Source organism: Stenotrophomonas sp. STEN046, assembly GCF_056759755.1.
Map to the genome: position 1 here is coordinate 1 of NZ_JBRRDR010000032.1, position 25672 is coordinate 25672.

Here is a 25672-nt window from a genome sequence, read left to right on the forward strand (position 1 = left end):
GGGGGCGGCGCGCCGCCGGGGCCCGCCCCCCCGCGCGCCCCCCCCCCCCCCCCCCCCCCCCCCCCCCCCCCCCCCCCCCCCCCCCCCCCCCCCCCCCCCCCCCCCGCCTCCCCACAGGAACCCCGCTTGTGCTGTTGCTTCGGCTCTAGCCGTGGCCGTTGCCTCTGCGGGTGCAGGGCTGCAAGCCCTGCCAGTACCCCCACCCCCGGCCGGGCTGGCAGAATAGGCCCCTCTGCCGTTATCCGAAGCTGCCGATGCGCCTCTCCCAGTTCCACCTGCACACCACCAAGGAAACCCCCAGCGACGCCGAGCTGACCAGCCACCGGCTGATGCTGCGCGCGGGCATGATCCGCAAGCTGGCATCGGGCCTGTACACCTGGTCGCCGCTGGGCCTGCGCGTGCTGCGCAAGGTCGAACGCATCGTCCGCGAGGAGATGGACCGTGCTGGCGCCGTCGAATTCCAGATTCCGACCATCCAGCCGAAGGAACTGTGGGAGCAGACCGGTCGCTGGCAGAAGTTCGGCCCGCAGCTGCTGAAGATCAAGGACCGCAAGGACCAGGTTTACTGCTACAGCCCGACCGCCGAAGAAGCAGCCTGCGATTTCGCCCGCAGCGAGCTGTCCAGCTACAAGCAGCTGCCGGTGAATTTCTACCAGATCCAGACCAAGTTCCGCGACGAGATCCGTCCGCGCTTCGGCGTGATGCGTGCGCGCGAATTCCTGATGAAGGATGCGTACTCCTTCCACCTGCACGATGAAGACCTGGTGCGCGAGTACGAAAACATGAAGGTGGCCTACAGCCGCATCTTCACCCGTCTTGGCCTGGACTTCCGCATGGTGCAGGCCGATTCGGGCGCGATCGGCGGTGACGCCTCGCAGGAATTCCATGTAATCGCCGACTCCGGCGAAGACGCACTGGTGTTTTCCACCGGCTCGGATTACGCAGCCAACATGGAGGCGGCCGTCGCCGCCGATCCCGCTGCGCGCACCGCAGCCGGCGAAGCGATGCGGAAAGTGGATACGCCGACCCAGAAGACCTGCGAAGAGGTCGCCGCCCTGCTCGGTATCGACCTGCAGCGCACCGTGAAGTCGGTGGCGCTGATGGCCGGCGAAGGCGAGGCCCAGCAGTTCGTGCTGGCGCTTGTGCGCGGTGACCACGAGGTCAACGAGATCAAGCTGGGCAAGGTGGCCGGTCTGGAAGACCAGCGCTTTGCCAGTGAAGCGGAAATCGCCGGATACCTCGGCAGCGTTCCCGGCTTCCTCGGTCCGGTGGCACCGGCCAAGCCGATCCGTGTCGTCGCCGATCGCGAAGTGGCGGCGATGTCCGACTTCGTCGTCGGCGCCAACGCGGCCGGTTTCCATCTGGCCGGCGTCAACTGGGGCCGTGACCTGCCGGAACCGGAAGTGGCCGACATCCGCAACGTGCGCGCCGGTGATCGTGCACGCGATGGCGGCGAGCTGAGAATTGCCCGCGGCATCGAAGTGGGCCACGTGTTCCAGCTTGGCCGCACCTATGCCAAGGCACTTGAAGCCACCGTACTGGACGAGAACGGCAAGGCGGCGGTGATGGCGATGGGCTGCTATGGCATCGGCATTTCGCGCGTGGTGGCGGCGGCAATCGAGCAGAACCACGATGACGCGGGCATCATCTGGCCCGACGCGATGGCGCCGTGGCAGGTGGTGGTCTGCGTGATCAATCCGAAGGGTGACGCCGGGGTCGCAGACGCTGCCGCAGGCCTGCTGCAGGAACTGCGCGAGGCCGGCCTGGATGCCGCACTGGACGACCGCGGGCTGCGCCCGGGCGCGATGTTCGCCGATATGGAACTGATCGGCATTCCGCATCGCGTGGTGGTCAGCGAACGTGGCCTGGCGGCGGGAACCTTCGAGTACCGCTCGCGTCGTGCCACCGAGGCGGAAAGCCTGGACAAGGCCACCCTGCTGCAGCGCCTGCAGGGTTGATCGGAAAGACCGGGGCATGCCCCGGTCTTTTTTTGGGCCGATGTGGTTCGCCGCGAAAACCGCAGCGGACATAATCCGGTCAAAATAGTCGCAACCGGGCCATCCAGCCGACAGGCGGTGACCGGGACTATTTGTGCTGTGATTAATTCATCATTATTCTGTCGTGCGACGCCACGGACCGGCTCGTCCCTGTCCCTAAATTAGTTTCTGGAGTAATCGTTGATGAGCATCGACCTGACCGGCCTGTCGGCACGTGAGCTGGGCGCATTGATCCGCACGGCCAAGAAGCAGCAGACCATCGTCGCCAAGCGTCGCCCGATCACCAAGGTGCGTGCCCAGCTGAGCAAGCTGGCCAAGACCGAGGGTTACACCATCGAAGAACTGTTCGGCGACGCCCCCGCGCCGCGTGCACGCAAGGTCGCCAAGACCGCCAAGGCCCCGTCCAAGGCCGCCGGTCGCAAGCTGGGCAAGGTCGCGCCGAAGTACCGCAACCCGGCCAATCCGAAGGAAACCTGGACCGGCCGCGGCAAGCAGCCGCGCTGGATGGCTGAACTGACCGCCAAGGGCAGCAAGAAGCCGGAAGATTTCCTGATCAAGAAGGCCTGAGGCCGGATCGGGAAGGAATGAAGAACGCCGGCGAAAGCCGGCGTTCTTCATTCTTCGGTGTGTGGAACAACGGTCCACACCTACAGGGTTTTGCGAGCGGGCATCAGCAGATTGCCGAACAGCAGGCCGGCAACCAGCGCCATCACCACGTTCAGCACGGTCAGGAACACGCTCTGGCCTGCACCCACGTCCTGCTGCTGCACCAGGGTCAGCACTCCGCGCAGGCTGGTGCTTCCGGGCACCATCATGATGATGCCCGGCAGGCGGATGATCGCGCCGGGACGGCCAACCACGCGCCCGAACAGGTTGCCGCCGGCAGTGAGCAGCATTGCCGAGAGGAAGATGCCGGCCGGCGTACCCCAGGCGTGGCCGCCGAATTTGGAAATTGCATAGCCGGCCACCGAGGCCGCGATCACCCACGGGTAGTCACGCCGGTTGGCCTTGAACAACATCGCAAAGGCGAATGCCGCCGTCAGCAGCGAACCCCATTCCACCCACGGCCCCTGCGGCCGCGAGGCGCGGATCATCGGGTCCAGTCCCAGCACATCGGCCAGGGTGACCGCGATCATCGCGCCGACACTGAGCTTCATGATCGTGGTCAACGCACCGGCAAAACGCGCGGTGCCGGATACCCAGTGCTGGCTGGCCAGTTCGTTGACCGCATTGGTCAGCGACATGCCCGGCAGCAGCACCACCAGCGAGGCGATGATGACCGTGTTGAGATTCAGCGCGCCCACGAAGGTGGCGACCACGGTGGCAACCATGCCGGCCAGCAGCGCGGCCAGCGCTTCGGCCGCTTCGCGACTGGCAGGACGGCGGTCGGTGACCATGCCCAGCAGGCCGATCAGCAGGCCGATGGCGCCGGCGGTGGCGATGTCCAGCCACGGCAGTTTCCACATGCCTGCGACGCCGGCGGCGCCCAGGGTAAAGGACAGGATCGTGCGCAGCTTGCCGCGCCGGCCCGGATCCTTGTCCAGCTGGCGCAGCGCGGTATGGCCCTGGGCGATGCTCATGCGGCCGTTGGCCACCTCTTCGGCGATCCCATCGGCCACGCTGAGCTTGTGCAAGTCGTTCTCACCCGGGGCCAGGCGGATCACCCGGGTGATGTCGCTGGAGCCGATGGCCTGCGCCGGGTCGCTGAAACTGAGGATGATGCCGGTAGGGTTCGACCACGGTTCACAATCCAGATCGAGCTGCCGGGCCAATGCAACCACCGCCGCTTCCAGGCGCTGGGCCGTTGTGCCATAGCTGTGCAGGCGTCCGGCGATCTCGGAAACAAAGGCCACGCGCTGCGCGTAGGTGGCCTGGGGCGTGGGGATCGTGTGAGCGTCTGCAGACATGCGCCGTAGTATTACCTACGTCGGGCTCCACTGGAGAAATTCATCGGAGTTCGACGCGACGTGCAATTCAGAACGGTTATGCTGCGACCCGAATGGCCCCCATGACTCCGAATCACGCCCCTCAGCTCGAACAGGATGCCCAGGACCCGGGGCTGATCCGCCTGTCCGGCCACTGGACACTGAAGACCGCGCTGGCCGCGGCCGAAGCGCTGCGTGGCGTTCCCGAAACGTTGACCGGCATCGATGCCACCGGCATCGAACAGCTCGATTCGGCCGGCGTGCTGCAGGTGTTGCGGGTGGCCCATCGCGCCGATCTGGGCGAGCATGCCCTGCAGTTCCGGCCCGACCACCAGGCGCTGGTGTGCACCATCGAGGAGGTGGCCGATGACCGCCCCAAGCCGAAGCGTGATTTCGGTGTGCTGGCGGCGCTGGAACGACTGGGCGTCAGCGTCCATGCCACCGGCCACAACATCAAGGCGCTGTGCAGCTTCCTGGGCGAGAACCTGGTCAAGGCCGCGCGCCTGGTCAAGGAACCGCGCCGCTTCCGCCTGACCGCAACCGTGCACCAGATGGAACAGGTGGGACTGGACGCCGTGCCGCTGGTGGCGTTGCTGTCCTACCTGGTCGGCGCGGTGATCGCCTTCCTCGGTTCGACCATCCTGCGCGATTTCGGTGCGGAGATCTTCGTGGTCGAACTGGTGAACATCGCCTTCCTGCGCGAGTTCGCCGTACTGCTCACCGCGATCGTGCTGGCCGGCCGCACCGCCAGCGCCTTCACCGCGCAGATCGGTGCGATGAAGGCGCGCGAGGAAATCGATGCGATGCGCACCCTGGGGCTGGACCCCATCGACCTGCTGGTACTGCCACGCCTGGTCGCGCTGCTGGTCACGCTGCCGCTGCTGACCTTCATCGCGATGATCGCCGGCCTGGCCGGCGGCATCACCGTCGGCGCGTTCGATCTGGATATTCCGCCGCAGATGTACATCGCCCGCATGCACGACACGATGGAAGTGCGGCACATGCTGGTGGGCCTGTCCAAGGCGCCGGTGTTCGCACTGGTGATCGGCCTGATCGGCTGCCTGGAAGGGCTGAAGGTGGAAGGCACCGCGCAGTCGGTCGGCGAGCGCACCACCTCCAGCGTGGTGCAGACGATCTCGCTGGTGATCATCATCGACGCCTTTGCGGCGTTGTGGTTCATGCATATGGACTGGTGAGATGAGCACGCATCCCATGCCCCAGGAAATACCCATGCAGGACGACGACGGCCATGACCTGGCCATCCGCGTGCGCGGCCTGCTCAACCGGTTTGGCAGCCAGACCGTGCATGAAGGGCTGGATCTGGACGTGCGCCGTGGCGAGATCCTCGGCGTGGTGGGCGGCTCGGGCACCGGCAAGTCGGTGCTGATGCGCTCGATCCTGGGCCTGCGCGTGCCCGATGAAGGACAGATCGAGGTGCTCGGCCGCGATGCGCGTGCCGACGATGCCGAGAGCCGGCTGCACATCGAGCGCAATACCGGCGTGCTCTTCCAGGACGGTGCCCTGTTCTCGTCGCTGACCGTTGGCGAGAACGTGCAGGTGCCGCTGAAGGAGCACCACCGCGAACTGCCCGAGCGCTGGCACTACGAACTGGCGCTGCTGAAGGTGAAACTGGCGGGCCTGCCCGCCGATGCGATCAACAAGCTGCCTTCGCAGCTGTCCGGCGGCATGCGCAAGCGTGCCGGCCTGGCCCGCGCGCTGGCACTGGATCCGCCGCTGCTGTTCCTGGACGAACCCACCGCCGGCCTCGACCCGATCGGTGCGGCGGCGTTCGACCGCCTCATCAAGACCCTGCAGGAAGCGCTGGGCCTGACCGTGTTCCTGATCACCCACGATCTGGACACCTTGTATGCCATCTGCGACCGGGTGGCGGTGATCGCCGACCGCAAGGTGGTGGCCAATGCGCCGCTGCCGGACATAGAGAAACTGGATCATCCGTGGATCCAGGAATACTTCCACGGACCCCGCGCGCGCGCCGCGCGTGGCGAACAGATCGAGAGTGCCTGAGCCATGGAAACCAAAGCCAACTACGTGCTGATCGGCGCGTTCACCCTGATCACCGGCCTGGCCCTGCTGGCCTTCGGCCTGTGGGCAGCCAAGTATTCGTCCGACCGCACCTGGCAGGAATACCGGGTGGTGTTCCGCGAGGCGGTCACCGGCCTGTCGGTCGGCAGCCCGGTGCAATACAACGGCATCGCGGTGGGCTCGATCACCGAACTGAACCTGGTGCCGGACGATCCGCGCCAGGTGGTTGCACGCATCCGCCTGAACTCGACCACGCCGGTCAAGACCGATACCCGCGCCAAGCTGGCGATCACCAGCCTGACCGGTCCGTCGATCATCCAGCTCAGCGGCGGTACGCCGCAGTCGCCGGCGCTGACCACGGTCAACAAGGATCCGGCACCGATCATCCCGACCACGCCGTCAGCGCTGCAGAACATCACCGACGTGGCCAACCGCATCGTCGAGCGCATGGACCAGATCCTCAGCGACCGCAACGTGGCGTCGATCAACGCCACCCTGGCCAACCTGGAAACGATCAGTGGCGGCCTGGCCGACCGCGACCAGGGCACCCAGTCGCTGCTGCTCAGCGCGCGCGATGCCGCGCGCAGCCTGGATACAACCCTGAAGACCACCAACGGCACCATCGAACGCCTGGACAAGAACCTGGTGCAGCAGCTGCCGGGCATCATCGACAAGCTCGATGCCACCCTGGCCAAGCTCGATTCGGCTGCAGGCAACGCCGACTCGATCCTTGGCGAAAACCGCGCGGCCATCAACAGCTTCGCCAATGACGGCCTGGGCCAGCTCGGCCCGACCCTGGGTGAACTGCGCGGCCTGATCCGCGACCTGCGCCGGGTCAGCGACCGGCTTGAGAACAACCCCGCGCGCTACCTGCTTGGCCGCGACGCACCGAAGGAGTTCGAACCCAAATGAGCCCGACCACCCTTCCGCGCCTGCTGCTCGCCGCGTCCCTTGTGTCCCTGCTGGGCGGCTGTTCGATCCTCGGCAGCGGCGACAAGAATCCGGTCACCCTGTACTCGCCCGCGGTGCAGGTGAAGGTCGACCCCAGCTGGCCGCAGGCCGACTGGCAGCTGGTGCTGGCAAAGCCCAGCGCCGCACGCATGGTCGACAGCCCCCGCATCAACGTGCGGCCAACGCCATCGGAGCTGGAAATCTACAAGGGCGCCAGCTGGGCGCAGCCGGCCACCGATATGATCGAGGACACGCTGCTGCGCGGCTTCGAGGATTCCGGTCGCATCCACGGCGTGGCCCGCGTGGCCGCCGGCATCCGCGCCGACTACAAGCTGTCCACCGACATCCGCCGCTTCGAATCGGACTACCAGGGCCAGGCCACGCCGACGGTGGTCATCGAGATCAACGCCAAGCTGATTGATGTGACCAGCCAGCGCGTGGTGGCTGATCGCACCTTCCGACAGTCGCAGCCGGTAGGCAGCACCGACGTTGCGGCCGTGGCCGCCGCCTTTGAGCGCGGCCTGCAGCAGGTGGCGCAGGACGTGGTGGGCTGGACGCTGACCAGCGGGCAGAACGACAAGCAGGCGCTGAAGCGCTGAGGTTGCCCGTTTCGCACGCCAGGCATGGCCCGGCGCTACCTGAGATGCGTGCCATGGGTAGCGCCGGGCCATGCCCGGCGAACCCCGGTCAACGCGGATGGATCCAGCGGAACGTCAGGTTGATGCGCTCGCCCTGTACCCGCGCCATTTTCGGCAGCGCGTGCTGGTAGAAGCGTTGGGTCTGTCCCCCCATCAGCAGGAGGTCGCCATGGGCCAGCAGGAATTCGGCTTTGCGCGTGGTGTCGTCGCGACGGCGCAGCAGGAACCGGCGGGCCGCGCCCAGGCTCAGTGATGCGATCAACGGCGCCGGACCCAGTTCCGGCTCGTCATCGCTGTGCCATCCCATGTAGTCAGCGCCGCCGCGATAGCGGTTGAGCAGCACGCTGTTGAACTCACCGATGCCCTGCGCCTGCAGGCGCTCGCGCAGCGCCAACAGATGCGGCGGCCACGGCTGCGGGATGAACTCAGCGCCTGAATAGCGGTAGCGCGCCTGCGGATCACCGATCCAGCAGCTCAACCGGGGTGAATCCACCCAGTTGCCGAACATGCGGATGCGGTGGGTTTCCCAGGGGATTTGCTGAGCCAGGACCTTCTGCAGCTGATCGGCGTCGGCGGTTGGAAGCCAACCGGGCAGATGGTGTACGTCAGCATCAGGAAGCGCTTCAGGGAACAGCATGGACAGGCTCGGCGAACGCGGGGCGGCGGTCGGCCGCCCCACAGCACTCAGGCGCGCTTGAACGCAACGCCGGTCTTTTCCTTCAACTCATCATCGCTGACGCCGGAGGCGGTCTCCACCAGCACCAGGCCGTCATCGGTCACATCGAACACCGCCAGATCGGTGATGATGCGATCGACCACGCCCACGCCGGTCAGCGGCAGCGTGCATTCGGCCAGGATCTTGTGTTCGCCGTTCTTGGCGGTGTGCTCCATCAGCACCACCACGCGCTGTACGCCGGCCACCAGGTCCATCGCCCCGCCCATGCCCTTGACCATCTTGCCGGGCACCATCCAGTTGGCCAGGTCGCCCTTGTCGGTCACCTGCATCGCACCCAGGATGGCCAGGTTGACGTGGCCACCGCGGATCATCGCGAAGCTGTCGTGGCTGCCGAAATAGCTGGCACCGGCACGCGCGGTCACGGTCTGCTTGCCGGCATTGATCAGGTCGGCGTCCACTTCGCTTTCGGTGGGAAACGGGCCGATGCCAAGCAGGCCGTTTTCCGACTGCAGCCACACATCCACGCCATCGGGAATGTGGTTGGCCACCAGCGTCGGCAGGCCGATGCCCAGGTTCACGTAGGCGCCGTCGGTCAGTTCACGCGCAGCGCGCGCGGCCATCTCATCGCGGGTCCATGCCATCTCAGTTGCCCTCCGCGCGGATGGTGCGCTGTTCAATACGTTTTTCAGGGGTGGGGTTGTGCACGATGCGGTGCACATAGATGCCCGGCAGGTGCACCTGGTCCGGGTCGATCGCGCCCACCGGCACCACCTCTTCCACTTCCACGATGCACACCTTGCCGGCCATCGCGCAGGCCGGGTTGAAGTTGCGTGCGGTCTTGCGGAACACCAGGTTGCCGGCCTCATCAGCCTTCCACGCCTTGACCAGCGCGAGGTCTGCGCGCAGCGCGGTTTCCATCACGTAGTGCTTGCCGTCGAACTCGCGGGTTTCCTTGCCCTCGGCCACCACGGTGCCGTAGCCGGTGGCGGTGAAGAACGCCGGGATGCCCGCACCGCCGGCACGCAGGCGCTCGGCCAGGGTGCCCTGCGGGTTGAACTCCAGCTCCAGCTCGCCGGCCAGGAACTGGCGCTCGAACTCCTTGTTCTCGCCCACGTAGGACGAAATCATCTTCTTGATCTGCCGGGTTTCCAGCAACTGGCCCAGGCCGAAGCCATCCACGCCGGCGTTGTTGGAAATCACCGTCAGGCCCTTGGCCCCGCTGTCGCGCAGCGCCGCGATCAGTGCCTCAGGAATACCGCACAGGCCGAAGCCACCCACGGCCAGAACCTGGCCATCGGCGACCACGCCCTGCAGGGCATCCGCCGCAGAGGCGAAACGCTTGCTGCGCGTGCCGCTGGAAGTCGATTGCTGCATCTCTACTGCCCTACCCGGTGAGAATGCAGCCATTCTAGCGGTACAGCGGTTACCGGCTGGGATGCGCCGCAGCATGAACCAGCATGCCGGGCCGCCAATCCGTAGAATGTCCCCTTCCCCGCTTGCGGTGCCCTTGGCAACGCGTGCTGCAGATGGAGAGGACAGGACGACGCATGGCCGCAGTATTCACCGGAGGGGAGCTGTCCCGCTGGCTGGATGCCGGGACACTGGAAAGAGGCAACCAACGCGTATCGGCAGTGCGTGGGCTGGGCTACCGGGCGCCGCTGCTGACCGCGCAGGTCGAACAATGGGCCGTGACCATCGACCTGGATGCCAGCGCCCGCGCACCGCACAGCCCGTTGCAGAGTCGCTGTACCTGCCCGGCAGGGAGCCGCTGCGAGCATGTTGCCGCCGTGCTGCTGGCGGCACTGCAGACTTCGCTGGACGGCGACGCCGGCACGCTGCGTCCGGCCGCCGATCCAACGCTGCCGACCCTGCAGGTCCAGGCAATGACGCCGATTCTCCATCTGCACAGCATGGAGTACCGCCCGGCCTGGCTTACCGAACGCGATCCTTCGCAGTGGCTGGACGTGGCCACTGTCGCCTTCGAGTACGGCGAGCATGTGCGCTTTCTCGACGACCCATCGCTGTTCGTGCATGGCGCCGAGGGCCAGCTTTACCTGTTGCCGCGCGATCTTCCCGCCGAGGCCCAGCGCGAAGCTGAACTGCGCAGCGTGCACCTGCACCGCGAGCGGCACCCCCGCATCGTGCTCGATGGTGGTGGTCCGTTGTTCGAGCTGCGCAGTTTCGACTGGACCCGCTTCCTGCTGGAGGACGTGCTGCGGCTGGAAGCACTGGGCTGGAAGATCGAGACCGACGATGGCTTCCGCCACCGCATCACCCGGGTGGACGAGATCGACCTGGATGTGCAGTCGGCGCCTGCGGAAAGTGCCACCTTCGACCTGGCCCTGACCATCGACGTCGATGGCCGCCGTGTCGCGCTGGTTCCGCTGTTGCACGGCGTGCTGCAGTCCGATCCGCGCTGGCTGCGCGGCCAGCTCGACGCGATCGGCGACGACGAGAACGTGTTGCTGACCACGGCCGACAATGAGCGCCTGGCGCTGCGCGCGGGTCGCCTGAAACCGGTGATCGCGCTGCTGGCGGACCTGTTCGGTGACCGCGGCCAACCCCTGCGCCTGCAGGCGCACGACCGCGGCCGCCTGCAGGCATTGCAGGAAGCCGCGCAGCTGCGACTGCACAGCAGCGACGATACCCGTGCGCGCGTGCAGCGCCTGCTGGATGCGCCGGCCATGACCGCCGTACCGGCACCCACGGGGCTGCGTGCAACGATGCGCAGCTACCAGCTCGAAGGCCTGTCCTGGCTGCAGTACCTGCGCCAGCAGGGGCTGGGCGGCGTGCTGGCCGACGACATGGGACTGGGCAAGACACTGCAGACCCTTGCCCATCTGCTGGTTGAAAAGCAGAGCGGCCGCCTGGACAGGCCGGCCCTGGTGGTCGTGCCGACATCTCTGCTGCACAACTGGCAGAGTGAAGCGGCGCGCTTCACCCCGGACCTGCGCGTGTTGGCCCTGCACGGACCGGCACGTGACGCGCAGTTCCAGGCCATTGCCGAGCATGACCTGATACTCACCACCTATCCCCTGCTCTGGCGCGACGAACAGGCGCTGCAGGCGCATTCCTACCACCTGTTGATCCTGGACGAGGCGCAGCAGGTCAAGAATCCCAGATCGCGTGCGGCGGTCACCCTGCGCACGCTGCAGGCCCGCCATCGGCTGTGCCTGACCGGCACCCCGCTGGAAAACCACCTGGGCGAGCTGTGGACGCAGTTCGACTTCCTGCTGCCCGGCCTGCTCGGCAGCGAAAAGCAGTTCAACCAGCATTGGCGCCACCCCATCGAGCGCGGCAGCGACCACCGCCGCGCGCAACTGCTGGCCCAGCGCATGCGCCCTTTCATCCTGCGCCGGCGCAAGGACCAGGTGGCCTCCGAACTTCCACCGAAGACGGTCATCACCCGCACCGTGGTGATGGAAGGCGGCCAGCGTGAGCTGTATGAAACCGTGCGTGTGGCAATGGAGAAACAGGTCCGCGAGGCGATCAACGGCAGTGGGCTGGCGCGCAGCCACATCGTGGTGCTCGATGCGCTGCTGAAGCTGCGCCAGGTCTGCTGCGATCCGCGCCTGCTGCCGGGCGAAACGCCGGCACGCAACGCGGGCTCGGCCAAGCTGGACCTGCTGCGCGAGATGCTGCCGTCCATGGTCGAGGAAGGTCGCCGCATCCTGCTGTTCTCCCAGTTCACCGGCATGCTTGCGCTGATCGCACAGGCACTGGATGGGATGGGCCTGGACTACGTGACCCTGACCGGCGATACCCAGAACCGGGTCACGCCCGTGCAGCGTTTCATGCAGGGCGAGGTTCCGGTGTTCCTGATCAGCCTCAAGGCCGGTGGCGTGGGGCTGAACCTGACCGCCGCCGACACCGTCATCCACTTTGATCCCTGGTGGAACCCGGCCGCCGAGAACCAGGCCACCGACCGCGCCCACCGCATCGGCCAGGATCAGCCGGTGTTCGTCTACAAGCTGATCGCCGCCGGCAGCATCGAGGAACGGATCGCCGACCTGCAGCAGCGCAAGGCCGACCTGGCCGATGCGATCCTGGAAGGCGGTGGCGGCACCGGCCCCCGCTTCGACGCAGCCGATCTGGAGGCGCTGCTGTCTCCACTGCCCGGCGCACCAGGCAAACGCACCGCTGGCAAGCGCAGGACCGCCCGCACATGACATCGGCGGTCAGCCGCCGTTGGGGCTATGGAAACGATTCCCATACAACGCTGGGATTACACTAGCCAGCTGATCTGACAAAGGATTCCACGATGCCCCTGCCCGCCTTCAAGGCCTATGACATCCGCGGCCGCGTGCCGGAAGAACTGAACGAAGAGCTGGCCCGCCGCATTGGCGTGGCCCTGGCCGATCAGTTGTCGCCAGGCCCGGTGGTGCTGGGGCACGACGTGCGCCTGACCAGCGCGGCGCTGCAGGATGCGCTGGCGGCGGGTCTGCGCGGCACCGGCCGCGAAGTGATCGACATCGGCCTGTGCGGCACCGAAGAGGTCTACTTCCAGACCGACCACCTGGGTGCGGCCGGTGGGGTCATGGTGACCGCCAGCCACAACCCGATGGACTACAACGGCATGAAGCTGGTCAAGCAGAACGCCCGGCCGATCAGTTCGGATACCGGCCTGTTCGCGATCTCCGATGCCGTGGCGGCCGATACCGCACCGGCCGCGCCTGCCAGCGCCGGGCAGACCGCCCAGCATGACAAGAGCGCCTACATCGACCACCTGCTGTCCTATATCGATGCCGGCAAGCTCAAGCCGCTGAAGCTGGTGGTCAACGCCGGCAACGGCGGCGCCGGCGCCATCGTCGACCTGCTGGCACCGCACCTGCCGTTCGAGTTCATCCGCATCTGCCACGAACCCGACGGCACCTTCCCCAACGGCATCCCCAACCCGCTGCTGCCGGAAAACCGCGCCGCCACGGCCGAGGCGGTACGCCAGCACGGCGCCGATTTCGGCATTGCCTGGGATGGCGACTTCGATCGCTGCTTCTTCTTCGACCACACCGGCCGCTTCATCGAGGGCTATTACCTGGTCGGCCTGCTGGCCAAGGCCGCGCTGGACCGCAACCCCGGCGGCAAGATCGTGCACGACCCCCGCCTGGTCTGGAACACCGTGGAGATGGTCGAGCAGGCCGGCGGCGTGCCGGTGCTGTGCAAGAGCGGCCATGCCTTCATCAAGGAAAAGATGCGCGCCGAAGATGCCGTGTACGGCGGCGAGATGAGCGCCCATCACTACTTCCGCGAGTTCGCCTATGCCGATTCGGGCATGATCCCGTGGCTGCTGATCGCCCAGCTGATTTCCGAAAGCGGCCGCTCGCTGGCCGACTGGGTCGAAGACCGCATGGCCGCCTATCCGTGCAGCGGCGAGATCAACTTCAAGGTCAGCGATGCGAAGGCGTCCGTGGCCCGGGTGATGGAACACTTCGCCGCGCAGTCGCCGGCGCTGGACCATACCGATGGCATCAGCGCCGACTTCGGCGACTGGCGCTTCAACCTGCGCAGCTCCAATACCGAACCGCTGCTGCGCCTGAACGTCGAAGCGCGTGGCGACGCGGCGCTGATGCAGGCGCGCACCGATGAAATCTCTGCCCTCCTCCAGTCGTAAGCAAGGACGATCATGAGTACCATCCAGCCCGTCATCCTCTCCGGCGGCTCCGGCACCCGCCTGTGGCCCCTCTCGCGCGAGGCCTATCCCAAGCAGTTCCTCCCTCTGGCCGGTGAACTGACGATGCTGCAGGCCACCTGGCAGCGCGTGGCGCCGATTGCCGCACGTGGACCGCTGGTGATCGCCAACGAGGAACATCGCTTCGTTGCCGCCGAACAACTGCAGCAGGTCGGCGCCGAACCGGCCGCGATCATCCTGGAACCGGTCGGCCGCAATACGGCGCCTGCAATTGCCGTGGCCGCGCTGGAAGCCACCCGCGATGGCGACGATGCATTGCTGCTGGTACTGCCCTCCGATCACGTCATCACCGATGAAGCCGCCTTCCGCTCTGCCGTGCAGGCCGCCGCCAGCGCCGCCAACGACGGCAAGCTGGTGACCTTCGGCATCGTGCCCACAGGCCCGGAAACCGGCTACGGCTACATCAAGGCGGCCGATGGCCAGGGCGTGCGCGCGGTCGAGCGATTCGTGGAAAAGCCTGACCTGGACACCGCCACCGGTTACGTGGCCAGCGGCCAGTACTACTGGAACAGCGGGATGTTCCTGTTCAAGGCCTCGCGCTACCTGCAGGAGCTGGAGCGCCTGCAGCCGGCCATGCTGTCTGCCTGCCGCGCCGCCTGGCAGAGCGCACGCCGCGATGCCGACTTCACCCGCCTGGACAAGGACGCCTTCACCGCCGTGCCGTCCGACTCCATCGACTACGCGGTGATGGAAAAGACCGCCGATGCGGTGGTCGTACCGCTGGATGCCGGCTGGAATGATGTCGGCTCATGGACCGCACTGCGCGATGTATCGCAGCAGGACGGCGATGGCAATGCGCACCAGGGTGATGTGATCGCCATCGACTGCCGCAACACCTATGCCTATGGCCAACGCCTGGTGGCGATGGTCGGGCTCGATGATGTGATCGTGGTCGAGACCGATGATGCGGTGCTGGTCGGCAAGGCCGACCGCATGCAGGAGGTCAAGACGGTGGTGGCGCAGTTGAAGGCTGACGGCCGCAGCGAAGCGACCTGGCACCGCAAGGTCTACCGCCCGTGGGGCGCCTACGATTCAATCGACAACGGCGAGCGTTTCCAGGTCAAGCGGATCACGGTCAAGCCCGGCGGTACGCTGAGCCTGCAGATGCATCATCACCGTGCCGAGCACTGGATCGTGGTCAGCGGCACCGCTGAAGTCACCCGCGGTGACGAGGTGATCCTGCTGAGCGAGAACCAGAGCACCTACATCCCACTGGGCGTGACCCACCGCCTGCGCAACCCTGGCAAGTTGCCGCTGGAACTGATCGAAGTGCAGTCCGGCAGCTACCTTGGCGAGGATGACATCGTGCGGTTCGAAGATACCTACGGGCGGAGTTGAGGTTGTGACATCGCCGGGCCTAGGGCCCGGCTCTCGCTGGTTGACTGGTAGATCCACGCCATGCGTGGATGCTGTTCGATTCCGATCCGGGCCTCATCCACGCATGGCGTGGATCTACCGTCAGACGCGGGTCAGTTCTGCCATGACCCGCTTCAGTCCATCCTGCCACGTTGGCAGTTCGATACCGAAATCCTGCTGCAACCTGCGGTTGTCGAGCACCGACCAGGCCGGACGCTTGGCCGGGGTCGGGTACTCGGAACTGGGGATGGCTTCAACCGACGGCACGCTGGCCAGTACGCCCATCGCCAGCGCTTCAGCGAAGATCGCTTCGGCAAATCCATGCCAGCTGGTCTGGCCCGATGCGGTCAGGTGCCACGTTCCCGACAGCGCACCCGGATGCTGCAGCGCCTGCGCAGTGACATCGGCAATGAGTGCCGCCGGCGTCGGCGTTCCGATCTGGTCGGCCACTACCCGCAGCTGATCACGTTCGGCGCCGACCCGCAGCATGGTGCGCAGGAAGTTCGCACCGTGCGAGGCATACACCCACGCCGTGCGGAAGATCAGATGACGACCGCCCGCAGCGCGTACCGCGTCTTCGCCATCACGCTTGCTGGTGCCGTACACGCCCAGCGGCGCGGTCGGTTCGTCCTCGCGGTAAGGCGCACTGCCCTGACCATCGAACACGTAATCGGTGGAGTAATGCACGAACGGCACGCCATGGGCAGCACACCAGCGCGCAATCATGCCCGGCGCCTGTGCGTTGGCGGCAAAGGCAGCCTCCGTATCCTGCTCTGCACGATCCACTGCCGTGTAGGCCGCTGCGTTGACCACCACCGATGGCTGCAGGCGATCGAGCAACGCCGGCAGCATCTCAGGCTGGCCGAAGTCAGCCGTTTCACAGGCACTGCCGTCAGGCAGCTGACCGCTGCGGGTGGTCGCAACCACCGTACCCAACGGAGCCAGTGCGCGCAGCAGTTCCTGGCCGAGCTGGCCGTTGCCGCCGAACACTAGCACGGTCAAGGTACGTAAACCGGCAGGCGGTCCTCGGCGATGTCCTTCAGGAACGGCGCATTTTCGTCCTTGGCCGACAGCGTCGGTGCGCTGATCGGCCAGTCCACGGCGATGTCGGCGTCGTTCCAGCGGATGCCGGCGTCGGCTTCCTTGAGGTAGACATCCGTGCACAGGTAACTGAACAGCGCGCGCTCGGACAGAACGGCGAATCCGTGGGCGAATCCTTCGGGAATCCAGAACTGCTTCCTGTTTTCAGCACTCAGTACGACCGCTTCCCAGCGGCCGAACGTCGGCGAACCGCGGCGGATGTCGACGGCGACATCGTAGACCTCACCCTCGAGCACGCTGACCAGCTTGCCCTGCGGGCGCGGCCACTGGTAATGCAGGCCGCGCAGCACGCCCTTGGCAGAGGTGGAAACATTGCTCTGCACGAAGCGATCAGGCAGACCCAGTGCAGCAAAGCGCTCGGCATTCCAGGTCTCGAAGAAGAACCCGCGCTCGTCACCGAACACGGCCGGCTCGATGACCCGACAACCCGGCAGTGAAGTCTCGATCACTTTCACGGTACAACTCCACGCAGTGCGAGCGTGTGCAGGTACTGGCCGTAGCCATTCTTGATCAGCGGCGCCGCCAGTGCCTCCAGCTGCTCGGCGCTGATCCAGCCCTGGCCGAAGGCGATTTCTTCCGGACAGCAGACCTGCAGGCCCTGGCGGGTCTGGATGGTCTCGATGAAATTGGACGCTTCCAGCAATGACTGGTGGGTACCGGTATCGAGCCATGCATAACCACGGCCCAGCGCTTCCAGGTGCAGATTGCCCTCCTGCAGGTAGCGCTTGTTGAGATCGGTGATCTCCAGTTCGCCACGCGGCGAGGGCTTGAGCTCGGCAGCGTAGTCGCTGGCCTTGCCGTCGTAGAAGTACAGGCCGGTGACGGCGTAGTTCGAGCGCGGCTTCTCCGGCTTTTCAACCAGGTCGATCACCTTGCCGCCCTTGTCGAACTCGGCCACGCCGTAGCGCTCCGGATCATTGACCCAGTAACCGAACACCGTCGAGCCGTCCACGCGTTCGTCGGCACGCTTCAGCACCTCGCGCAGGCCGTGGCCATGGAAGATGTTGTCGCCCAGCACCAGGCAGCTCGGCTTGCCGCCAACGAAGTCCTTGCCGATCAGATAGGCCTGCGCCAACCCGTCCGGGCTCGGCTGCACGGCGTACTGGATGTCCATGCCCCACTGCGAACCATCGCCCAGCAACTGCTGGAACAGCGCCTGCTCGTGCGGGGTATTGATGATCAGCACTTCACGGATGCCCGCCAGCATCAATACGCTGAGCGGGTAGTAGATCATCGGCTTGTCGTACACCGGCAGCAGCTGCTTGCTGACGCCCTTGGTGATCGGATACAGCCGGGTGCCAGAACCGCCGGCGAGGATGATGCCTTTGCGTTGGGTCATGTCGTGTCCTTGGTTCAGGCCGAAGTGCCGATGCGCTGCAGGCGGTAGGTGCCGTCGAGCACGCCGTTCACCCACTCCTGGTTGTCCAGGTACCAGTCCACGGTGAAGCCGATGCCCTGTTCAAAGGTGTAGGCAGGTTCCCAGCCAAGATCGTTCTTCAGCTTCGAGGCATCGATCGCGTAACGGCGGTCATGACCCGGGCGGTCGGCGACATAGGTGATCTGGCTGCTGCGCGGCTGGCCATCTGCGCGCGGGCGGCGCTGGTCCAGCAGTGCGCAGATCGCCTGCACCACTTCGATGTTCTGCTTTTCCGAGTTGCCGCCAACGTTGTAGGTCTCGCCCACCTGGCCCTTGGCCAGCACGGTGCGAATCGCTTCGCAGTGGTCGGTCACGAACAGCCAGTCGCGCACCTGCTTGCCATCGCCGTACACGGGCAGCGGCTCGCCGGCCAGCGCCTTGGCGATCACCAGCGGGATCAGCTTCTCGGGGAAGTGGTATGGGCCGTAGTTGTTCGAGCAGTTGGTGGTCAGCACCGGCAGCCCGTAGGTGTGGTGGAACGCGCGCACCAGATGGTCCGAAGCTGCCTTGGACGCCGAGTACGGCGAATTGGGCGCGTACTGGGTCGTTTCGCTGAATTTGCCGGTCTCACCCAGCGTGCCGTACACCTCGTCGGTGGACACGTGCAGGAAGCGGAACGCCGCGCCCTTGTCGGCCGGCAACGCCTTCCAGTAATCGCGCACGGCCTCGAGCAACCCGAGGGTCCCGACCACATTGGTCTGGATGAAGGCACCCGGACCGTCGATGGAACGGTCCACGTGACTTTCAGCGGCGAAGTTCAGCACCGCATCGGGCTGGTGTTCGGCCAGCAGGCGGGTCACCAGGGCGCTGTCGCCGATGTCGCCCTGCACGAACACGTGGTCCGGATTGCCGTCCAGGCTGGACAGGGTCTTGAGATTGCCGGCGTAGGTCAGCGCATCGAGATTGACCACCTTGACGCCACGGGCGACCGCTTCGAGAACAAAGTTACCGCCAATGAATCCGGCACCGCCGGTGACAAGCCATGTGGGCACTACTCGTTCTCCTGTTGAAGTTTCGTCTACTGGCCACGCTGAGGAGGCCCGAATCAGCGTTACAGGATACATCGGCCCCGTCTTCACGACTGCCTGCTGGACGTGAACGCAGGTCGCTGCAGCGGCGCCTCATGCGGCATCGCAGCATAACCATACGCATTCGCATGGTCACCCCAAGCCAGCTAGAATCGGGATCCCACCCCCGAACCGGTTGCTGTGCGAGGACCGGACGTTTCCCGTTACTGTGAGCCGGCCTGCGGCCGGCACTACAAGGATCGAGTACCAGATGAAAATCCTCGTCGCGTACAAGCGCGTGGTGGACTACAACGTCCGCATTCAGGTCAAGCCGGACGGTTCCGGCGTGGTCACCGACGGCGTCAAGCTGTCGCCCAATCCCTTCGATGAAATCGCGCTGGAAGAAGCCCTGCGCCTGCGCGACAAAGGCATCGCCAGCGAAGTCGTGGTTGCCACGATCGCCCCGGCCGATGCCCAGGCGCACCTGCGCAATGGCCTGGCCATGGGCGCCAACCGCGCCATCCATGTGGTCACCGACCAGGCCATCCAGCCGCTGACCGCCGCCCGCACCCTGCTCAAGCTGGTCGAGAAGGAACAGCCGGACCTGGTGATCCTCGGCAAGCAGGCCATCGATGACGACGCCAACCAGACCGGCCAGATGCTGGCCACGCTCTGGGGCCGGCCGCAGGCGACCTTCGCCAGCAAGCTGGACATTGCCGACGGCAAGGCCACGGTGACCCGCGAAGTCGACGCCGGCCTGGAAACGCTGGAAGTGGACCTGCCGGCGGTGGTCACCACCGACCTGCGCCTGAACGAACCGCGCTTCATCAAGCTGCCCGACATCATGAAGGCCAAGGCCAAGCCGCTGGAGACCCTGCAGCTGGCCGACCTCGGTGTTGAAGCCGCCGATACCTTCAAGACCACCCAGTACGCCGCGCCGTCCAAGCGCAGCAAGGGTGTCATGGTCAAGGACGCGGCCGAACTGGTTGCCGCACTCAAGCAGAAGGGGCTGCTGTAATGAGCAAGATTCTCGTCATCGCCGAGCACCACGACGGCAAGCTCAACGCCGCCACCGCCAAGACCGTCAGCGCCGCCGCCGCCATCAGCGGCGCCAGCATCGACGTGCTGGTGCTGGCCGCCGACCCGACCGCCGTTGCCGCTGAAGCGGCGAAGATTGCCGGCGTCGCCAAGGTCCTGACCGTGGCCAACGCCGCCAACGCCCAGGCCCTGGCCCTGGTACTGGCCCCGCAGATCGCGCAGCTGGCCAAGGGCTACAGCCACGTGTTCGGCCCGTCGACCACCTTCGGCAAGGACCTGATGCCGTGCGTGGCCGCCTTGCTCGGCGTCAACCAGGTCTCCGACCTGATGGCCGTCGAAGGCAGCCACACCTTCAAGCGCCCGATCTACGCCGGCAACGCGATCATCACCGTGGAAGCCCCCGCCGCGCAGATCGTGGTCGCCACCGTGCGCGCCGCATCGTGGCCGGAAGCTGCCCAGGGTGGCACTGCTGCCGTTGAAGCGGCCAGCGTCGACGCTGCCCTGCCGAGCCACACCCGCTTCATCGGCCTCGCCGCCGGCGCCAGCGACCGTCCTGACCTGCAGAGCGCCAAGCGCGTGGTCTCCGGTGGTCGTGGCGTGGGTTCGGAAGAGAACTTCAAGGTCATCTTCCAGCTGGCCGACAAGCTCGGCGCCGCTGTCGGTGCTTCGCGTGCGGCCGTGGACGCCGGCTACGTGCCCAGCGACCTGCAGGTCGGCCAGACCGGCAAGATCATTTCGCCGGAATTGTACGTGGCGGTCGGCATCAGTGGTGCCATCCAGCACCTGACCGGCATCAAGGATGCCGGCACGATCGTGGCGATCAACAAGGACGCGGATTCGCCGATCTTCGAGATTGCCGATATCGGCCTGGTGGGGGATCTGTTTGCGATCCTGCCGGAGCTGGAAGCCGCGTTGGGCTGATTCGGCCCCTATAGCTGCAACGCCTGAAGCAGTGGGCACGATCCCCGGCTGGAGCCACACTTCCGCCGGGGATATTCGCGTGACCGCAAAGCGCCGGGCACGACAAATTCTGATACATAGCGACATGCCCCGGGGCTGGCCATGCGCGGCTTCGCGGACCAGAATGCGTCCGTTTTCACACGTTTGTCATATTGATGAAATTAGGAACAAGGGCAACTGCCCGCGCATTTGCCAAGGATTTGGCTGCTTCATGGAAGTACCTGCCGATCGCCCTGGTGGCCTGCGGTGTGATGGCCGCAGCGGCATGGATCAGCTTTGGATTCACGTATGGCGCCGGAGCGATCATTGCTACCGGACTGTTGCTGGGCTGCGCGCTGTGGTTGCTTGGCCCTGCCCTGCGCAATCACTGGTGGGGCTCGGCACTGGCAGCTGGACTGGCCAGCCTGCTGCTGGTCGGCAACGCGGCGAAGGTGGCGATGCTGCACATGCCGCTTTCCATCGCAGATGTACAGGCGCTGCCCATCCTGCTGGCCACCCTGTCTGGCCGCCCCCTGCTGCTGGCCACGGTCCTGATTGCCATCGCTGTGCTGCTCCCGCTGGGCAGCCTCCGTCCGCGCTGGCGCAGCCTGCTGGCACTGGCCACTGCGACCGTGTTCGTGTTCCTGCTGCCCACTGCGTCCGGCATGTTGCGTCCGATCTCCGAAAGCCTGCTTCCGGTGGGAATCGAAGAACTGAAGATGCCCAATGGCGAGATCGTGCAGATTCCAGGCCGCGAGGATCAGCTCAGCCTGCTGCGGGTGCGCGGTCCGTTGCTGTACCTGCTTGAAGACTGGCGGATCATGCGCGAGGACACCCGCAAGGTTCCTACAGCTGCAGAGATCGATGCACTGGCGCTGCAGGCCTGGCGCCCGGGTAGCATCGGCAAGCCGCGCAACGTACACGTCGTCCTGCTCGAAAGCGTCTGGGACATCACGCTCCTGGACCGCTACCACAGCTCCCGCAGCCCGCTCGACCCACGCTTCCTGGCACTGTGGGAAAGCGCTGGACGCCCCCACGTGCTGTCGCCGGAAATGGGGGGGGCCACCGCCAACGCCGAGTTCGAGGTGCTGTGCGGCCTGCCCGCTCCGCGCAACTCGGTCGCCTTCGTCAACCTGATGCGCAATCCCTCGCCCTGCCTTCCTGCAGTGCTGGCGCGCTCGGGTTACCGCACGGTGGCCAGCCACGCGCATCTTGCCGACAACTGGAACCGGGTACGTGCCTATGACCACGCCGGCTTCGATCTGTACCGACCGATCAGCGCTTTCGAGCTGGATGATCTGGAAGGTGGTCTGCTGGCCGACAGTTCGTTCTTCAGGCAGAACCTGCAGTACCTGGATGAAAACCATTCCGACGGCCCCCTGTTCAACTATCTCGTTTCGCTGTCGTCACACTGGGGCTTTGTCCGCAATACCGAGCGCCGCCCCGACCTGGTGACGATCAGCCCGGCTGATGTTCCAGTGCTTCATGCCTATGCCAATGCAGTGGCCTATACCACCAAGGCCTTCATGGATTGGTCCGAAGCTGTCCTGGCACGCGACCCAGAGGCCCTGATCATCGCTTTCGGCGATCACTCGCCATCGCTCGATGTGGACCCTGACCCTTACACCGCGGTCAACGGCGGTGACAAGGCAGTCTTCGACACCCCGGCGACCCGGCGCAAGGTCGGCATCAGCCGTACCCCGCTGCTGATCCTCGATGGGCACCGCGGAGCGCTTCGCACAGCCACCGACCTGCCGATGTACGAGCTGCCGGGCCTTATCGGCCAGCTGCTGGGCAACGCAGCCCTGCTGCCGCAGTCGGCGCAGCGCGGTCCGATGACGCTGCGCCCCTTCCGCGGGCACCTCCTCACCGGCAACGACGGCAGCTGGAACGACTGTGCCGGCCGCGACAGCGCACCGCGTACCCCGACCTGCAATGCCGCCTGGAAGCAGTTCGACCAGCTGCGCGCCCTCCGCCAGGACACCGTCCTGGGCGATGGCCACTACCTGCGCACGCAGCATGCCGAGGCGTTCCGCGTGCCTCGCCTGCACCCGATGGTGGTCGAAGCAAGCCATGCAGACTGCGAGTTCGAGGTCGATCAATGGGGCCCGCACCAGACGGCGCCGGGACAGGGGTTCAATGTGCAGCCCGACGGCTCCAGCGCCATGTGGTTCACGATGAAGCATCTGCGCGGCACGCCCCAGGTGAAGATCGGCAACACCGTCGGCGAGGCCAATGCGGGCGAGCGCCTGATCACGGCCGCCTTTGCCACCGGCGCCATCGCCAACCTCGCCGGTCCCGCCCCGGTCACCCTCAGCTGCCCCGGCCAACCACCGGTACAGGTGGGCACCCTCGATGTTTCGGCTGCGCCGGAACCGGCACCATCGGTTGCTGCCGACGCGTGCAGCTTCACGGTTGACCAGTGGGGCCCACGCACCGGTACGGCAGCACAGGGATTCAACCTGCAGCCCGACGGCAGCAGTGGAATCTGGATCACCATGAAGCAGTTGCAGGGGCACCCGCAGGTACGTGTCGGCACCACGTCCGGAGCCACCGCTTACGGCGATCTGCTGGTGACCTCCGCCTTCAGCGATCCTGCACTGCTCGCCAAGCCAGGCTCGCTGCCGGTGTCGATCGGCTGCCCGGGGCATGCGGCAGTGGAACTGGGCGCGATCCAGCTTGAGGCCAGCCACTGACACAGCCGGCAGAAGCTGAACGCGTGGACCCACGCCCAGCCTGGCGAAGATGACACCCGGCCGGTGTGAGACGGCCGGTAAAGCTATAATCGGCGACTGCCGCCACTGATCGTCGCGCGGGCGGATGCCGGGGCACGCAGCTCTCCGTGCATCCGGCCACCTGTCGAGATGGTGACATTCACGTGCCGAGGCAGGGCGCGCCAGGATCCCTCTACGCCATGACAGACGCGATGCCTTCCTCTCCAAGCCGCGGGGACGCCAGCCTTGAAATATCAGTGGTGGCGCCGGTTTATGGCTGCCAGGGCTGTCTGGAAGACCTTGTGGACCAGGTGGAAGCGGCGATCACGACGATGGGCGTCAGCTTCGAGATGATCCTGGTCGACGACGCCAGCCCCGACGGGGCCTGGGCCCGGATCGCGGAACTGGCCAGCAGCCGCCCGTGGCTGCGGGGCCTGCGTTTGTCGCGCAACTTCGGCCAACACTCAGCCATCTCCGCCGGTATCGAACACGCACGTGGCAAATGGACCGTCGTCATGGACTGCGACCTGCAGGACGTGCCCGGCGAAATCCCGGCGCTTTATCGCAAGGCCAATGCCGAACAACTGGATGTGGTGTTTGCGCAGCGCCTGGAACGTCAGGACACCCCGCTCAAGCGCCTGTCCTCCTGGACCTTCTTCAGTGTGCTGGGTTGGCTGACCGGCGTTCCCCAGGACCCGAGCACGGCCAACTTCGGCATCTACCACCGCAAGGTCATCCAGGCCGTGTGCCAGATGCCCGAACGCGACCGTTCCTTCCCGTTGATGGTCAAGTGGGCCGGCTTCCGCATCGGCAAGTTGCCGGTGCAGCACCAGGCCCGCACTGTCGGGGAGACCTCCTACACCCTGCGAAAGCTGCTCAAGCTGTCGATGAACATCGCCTTGGGCTACTCCGAAAAGCCGCTGCGGATGGTTGCCGGCACCGGCATCGTCTGCTCCCTGGTCGCCTTCGTGCTGGTGGCCATGAGCCTGCTGCGCTGGTGGGACGGGGACATCGAGGTGGCCGGCTACACCTCCATCATCGGCTCGGTCTGGCTCATTGGCGGCCTGGTGATGTTCTGCCTCGGCGTGGTTGGCCTGTATGTCGGCCAGGTGTTCCGCAACGTGCAGAAGCGCCCGTACTACATCGTCGCCGATGCGGTGAACGACGCAGAGGAAATGCGGTGAACGTGGTCATCGACAACGGCCAGGGCCGCATTGCCGCGCGCCTGACCCCCTGGGACGAACGCGCACTGGGCTTTGTCACCGCCGAGGTGACCTGCCTGGAGATCTCCACTGCCGAGCAGGCTCCCCCGCTGCTTTCCGAACTGGAGCAGTGGTGCGCCACGCATGCCGTGCACTACCTGTTCGGCCGCATCGACGCGACCCAGACGGCGGCCAAATCAGCCCTGCTGCTGCAGGGTTACGCCTTCGTGGAAACCTCCCTGACCGTCTCGCGCAGCGGCTTTGCCAACCTGCCGCCGGTACCGCGCGGCATGCTGCCGACGCTGCGTCCGGCGACCGGCGCGGACGTGGCCGAACTGCGGCGCATCGCCACCACCGATTTCGCGCATGGCCGCTTCCTGGAAGATCCTGCCATCGACCCGCAGCGCGCGGCGCTGCGCACCGCCAACTGGATTGAAGATCTGGTCAGCGGCGGGTTGGCCCAGGTCGCCGAATCACGCGGACGCACCATCGGTTTCCATGCCGAACGGGTGGCGGCCGACAACAGCAACTGCGAGCTGCTCCTGACCGGGGCCACCGGCCCCTATGCGATGCTGGCCCTGCCGCTCTGGATCACCGCTCTGGAATCGCTCGCCGCACGCGGCGTTCCGCAGTGCACGACCCTGGTTTCTGCCGCCAATACGGGCATCCTCAACCTTTATGCCCGCCTCGGCTTCCATTTCAACAGCACCCTGTTTGGGTTCAGGAAATTTCTATGAATGACACCGTTACCGAAGACAAGGTCGTTGCCGTGTTCGCCCGTGTGCTGGGCATCGCGGCCGACAGCGTGAACGATGAACTGCGCTACGCCACCATCCCGCAGTGGGATTCGATCGCCCACATGTCGGTGGTGGCCGCGCTGGAAGAGGCATTCGGCGTGATGATCGACATGGACGAAGTGATCGACATGAGTTCGGTCGGCAAGGCCCGCGAAATCCTGCGCAAGCACGGCGCGGCTGTCTGA

General features: G+C 65.9%; 22 protein-coding genes and 1 pseudogene. 15 read left to right on the top strand and 8 right to left on the bottom strand.

The window, feature by feature from the left end; genetic code table 11:
* The first annotated feature begins 254 nt into the window (after positions 1 to 254).
* Positions 255 to 1958: a proline--tRNA ligase gene (locus tag ACVOLJ_RS14630; RefSeq protein ID WP_481564440.1), complete on the top strand. Its 1704-nt coding sequence runs from the start codon at positions 255 to 257 to the stop codon at positions 1956 to 1958.
* A gap of 222 nt (positions 1959 to 2180) precedes the next feature.
* Positions 2181 to 2558, top strand: a pseudogene (locus ACVOLJ_RS14635) (H-NS histone family protein); the annotation flags it as partial.
* 86 nt (positions 2559 to 2644) lie between these two features.
* On the opposite strand, the gene ACVOLJ_RS14640 reads toward ACVOLJ_RS14635, so the two are convergent.
* Entirely contained in the window at positions 2645 to 3904 is a 1260-nt protein-coding gene (locus tag ACVOLJ_RS14640; protein WP_475279324.1) for a threonine/serine exporter family protein, read from the bottom strand.
* Positions 3905 to 3996: 92 nt separating this feature from the next.
* Here ACVOLJ_RS14640 and ACVOLJ_RS14645 point away from each other — a divergent pair, with 92 nt between their 5' ends.
* From ACVOLJ_RS14645 to ACVOLJ_RS14660, 4 genes are read left to right on the top strand one after another with little or no spacing between them, the layout of a single operon-like run.
* Positions 3997 to 5118, top strand: a complete 1122-nt coding sequence (locus ACVOLJ_RS14645) for an ABC transporter permease (RefSeq protein ID WP_475279325.1) — start codon at positions 3997 to 3999, stop codon at positions 5116 to 5118.
* 1 nt (position 5119) lies between these two features.
* Positions 5120 to 5947: an ABC transporter ATP-binding protein gene (locus ACVOLJ_RS14650; RefSeq protein WP_475279326.1), complete on the top strand. Its 828-nt coding sequence runs from the start codon at positions 5120 to 5122 to the stop codon at positions 5945 to 5947.
* Positions 5948 to 5950: 3 nt separating this feature from the next.
* Complete coding sequence (locus tag ACVOLJ_RS14655) at positions 5951 to 6877, top strand: MlaD family protein (protein WP_100551507.1); 927 nt, start codon at positions 5951 to 5953, stop codon at positions 6875 to 6877.
* Positions 6874 to 7515, top strand: a complete 642-nt coding sequence (locus tag ACVOLJ_RS14660; protein ID WP_475279327.1) for an ABC-type transport auxiliary lipoprotein family protein — start codon at positions 6874 to 6876, stop codon at positions 7513 to 7515. Before ACVOLJ_RS14655 ends, ACVOLJ_RS14660 begins: the two co-directional genes overlap by 4 nt.
* A gap of 88 nt (positions 7516 to 7603) precedes the next feature.
* Here ACVOLJ_RS14660 and ACVOLJ_RS14665 read toward each other — a convergent pair whose 3' ends face one another.
* From ACVOLJ_RS14665 to ACVOLJ_RS14675, 3 genes are read right to left on the bottom strand one after another with little or no spacing between them, the layout of a single operon-like run.
* Positions 7604 to 8191 (bottom strand): alpha-ketoglutarate-dependent dioxygenase AlkB family protein, encoded by a 588-nt coding sequence (locus tag ACVOLJ_RS14665; RefSeq protein ID WP_475279328.1) that lies wholly within the window; start codon positions 8189 to 8191, stop codon positions 7604 to 7606.
* Positions 8192 to 8238: 47 nt separating this feature from the next.
* Entirely contained in the window at positions 8239 to 8871 is a 633-nt protein-coding gene (locus ACVOLJ_RS14670) for a CoA transferase subunit B (protein WP_475279329.1), read from the bottom strand.
* 1 nt (position 8872) lies between these two features.
* Positions 8873 to 9604, bottom strand: coding sequence for a CoA transferase subunit A (locus ACVOLJ_RS14675; protein ID WP_475279330.1), 732 nt, complete (start codon positions 9602 to 9604; stop codon positions 8873 to 8875).
* Between the two features lie 173 nt (positions 9605 to 9777).
* Between ACVOLJ_RS14675 and ACVOLJ_RS14680 the strand changes: the two genes are divergently transcribed.
* The 3 genes from ACVOLJ_RS14680 (at position 9778) to ACVOLJ_RS14690 (ending at position 15254) form a co-directional block, all read left to right on the top strand.
* A complete protein-coding gene (locus tag ACVOLJ_RS14680) occupies positions 9778 to 12399 on the top strand; it encodes a DEAD/DEAH box helicase (protein WP_481564441.1) in 2622 nt (873 codons plus the stop codon).
* A 92-nt stretch (positions 12400 to 12491) separates the two neighbouring features.
* Positions 12492 to 13838 (top strand): phosphohexomutase domain-containing protein, encoded by a 1347-nt coding sequence (locus tag ACVOLJ_RS14685; RefSeq protein WP_475279332.1) that lies wholly within the window; start codon positions 12492 to 12494, stop codon positions 13836 to 13838.
* Between the two features lie 12 nt (positions 13839 to 13850).
* Entirely contained in the window at positions 13851 to 15254 is a 1404-nt protein-coding gene (locus tag ACVOLJ_RS14690; RefSeq protein ID WP_475279333.1) for a mannose-1-phosphate guanylyltransferase/mannose-6-phosphate isomerase, read from the top strand.
* A gap of 120 nt (positions 15255 to 15374) precedes the next feature.
* Here the strand turns inward: ACVOLJ_RS14690 and rfbD are convergent, their stop codons facing one another.
* From rfbD to rfbB, 4 genes are read right to left on the bottom strand one after another with little or no spacing between them, the layout of a single operon-like run.
* Entirely contained in the window at positions 15375 to 16274 is a 900-nt protein-coding gene (gene rfbD / locus ACVOLJ_RS14695) for a dTDP-4-dehydrorhamnose reductase (RefSeq protein ID WP_475279334.1), read from the bottom strand.
* Positions 16271 to 16828 (bottom strand): dTDP-4-dehydrorhamnose 3,5-epimerase, encoded by a 558-nt coding sequence (gene rfbC, locus ACVOLJ_RS14700; protein WP_475279335.1) that lies wholly within the window; start codon positions 16826 to 16828, stop codon positions 16271 to 16273. Before rfbC ends, rfbD begins: the two co-directional genes overlap by 4 nt.
* Positions 16825 to 17712, bottom strand: a complete 888-nt coding sequence (gene rfbA, locus ACVOLJ_RS14705; protein ID WP_475279336.1) for a glucose-1-phosphate thymidylyltransferase RfbA — start codon at positions 17710 to 17712, stop codon at positions 16825 to 16827. Before rfbA ends, rfbC begins: the two co-directional genes overlap by 4 nt.
* A 14-nt stretch (positions 17713 to 17726) precedes the next feature.
* Positions 17727 to 18782: a dTDP-glucose 4,6-dehydratase gene (gene rfbB, locus ACVOLJ_RS14710; RefSeq protein ID WP_481564442.1), complete on the bottom strand. Its 1056-nt coding sequence runs from the start codon at positions 18780 to 18782 to the stop codon at positions 17727 to 17729.
* Between the two features lie 286 nt (positions 18783 to 19068).
* Here rfbB and ACVOLJ_RS14715 point away from each other — a divergent pair, with 286 nt between their 5' ends.
* The 6 genes from ACVOLJ_RS14715 (at position 19069) to ACVOLJ_RS14740 (ending at position 25672) form a co-directional block, all read left to right on the top strand.
* Entirely contained in the window at positions 19069 to 19815 is a 747-nt protein-coding gene (locus tag ACVOLJ_RS14715; RefSeq protein WP_005407983.1) for an electron transfer flavoprotein subunit beta/FixA family protein, read from the top strand.
* Entirely contained in the window at positions 19815 to 20756 is a 942-nt protein-coding gene (locus tag ACVOLJ_RS14720; protein ID WP_475279338.1) for an electron transfer flavoprotein subunit alpha/FixB family protein, read from the top strand. Before ACVOLJ_RS14715 ends, ACVOLJ_RS14720 begins: the two co-directional genes overlap by 1 nt.
* A gap of 239 nt (positions 20757 to 20995) precedes the next feature.
* Complete coding sequence (locus ACVOLJ_RS14725) at positions 20996 to 23470, top strand: LTA synthase family protein (protein ID WP_481564443.1); 2475 nt, start codon at positions 20996 to 20998, stop codon at positions 23468 to 23470.
* 146 nt (positions 23471 to 23616) lie between these two features.
* Positions 23617 to 24672 (top strand): glycosyltransferase family 2 protein, encoded by a 1056-nt coding sequence (locus ACVOLJ_RS14730; protein WP_475279340.1) that lies wholly within the window; start codon positions 23617 to 23619, stop codon positions 24670 to 24672.
* Complete coding sequence (locus ACVOLJ_RS14735; RefSeq protein WP_481564444.1) at positions 24669 to 25427, top strand: GNAT family N-acetyltransferase; 759 nt, start codon at positions 24669 to 24671, stop codon at positions 25425 to 25427. The genes ACVOLJ_RS14730 and ACVOLJ_RS14735 overlap by 4 nt, the downstream gene beginning before the upstream one ends.
* Positions 25424 to 25672 carry an acyl carrier protein gene (locus ACVOLJ_RS14740; RefSeq protein WP_315830338.1) on the top strand — a complete coding sequence of 83 codons (249 nt, stop codon included), beginning with the start codon at positions 25424 to 25426 and terminating at the stop codon, positions 25670 to 25672. Before ACVOLJ_RS14735 ends, ACVOLJ_RS14740 begins: the two co-directional genes overlap by 4 nt.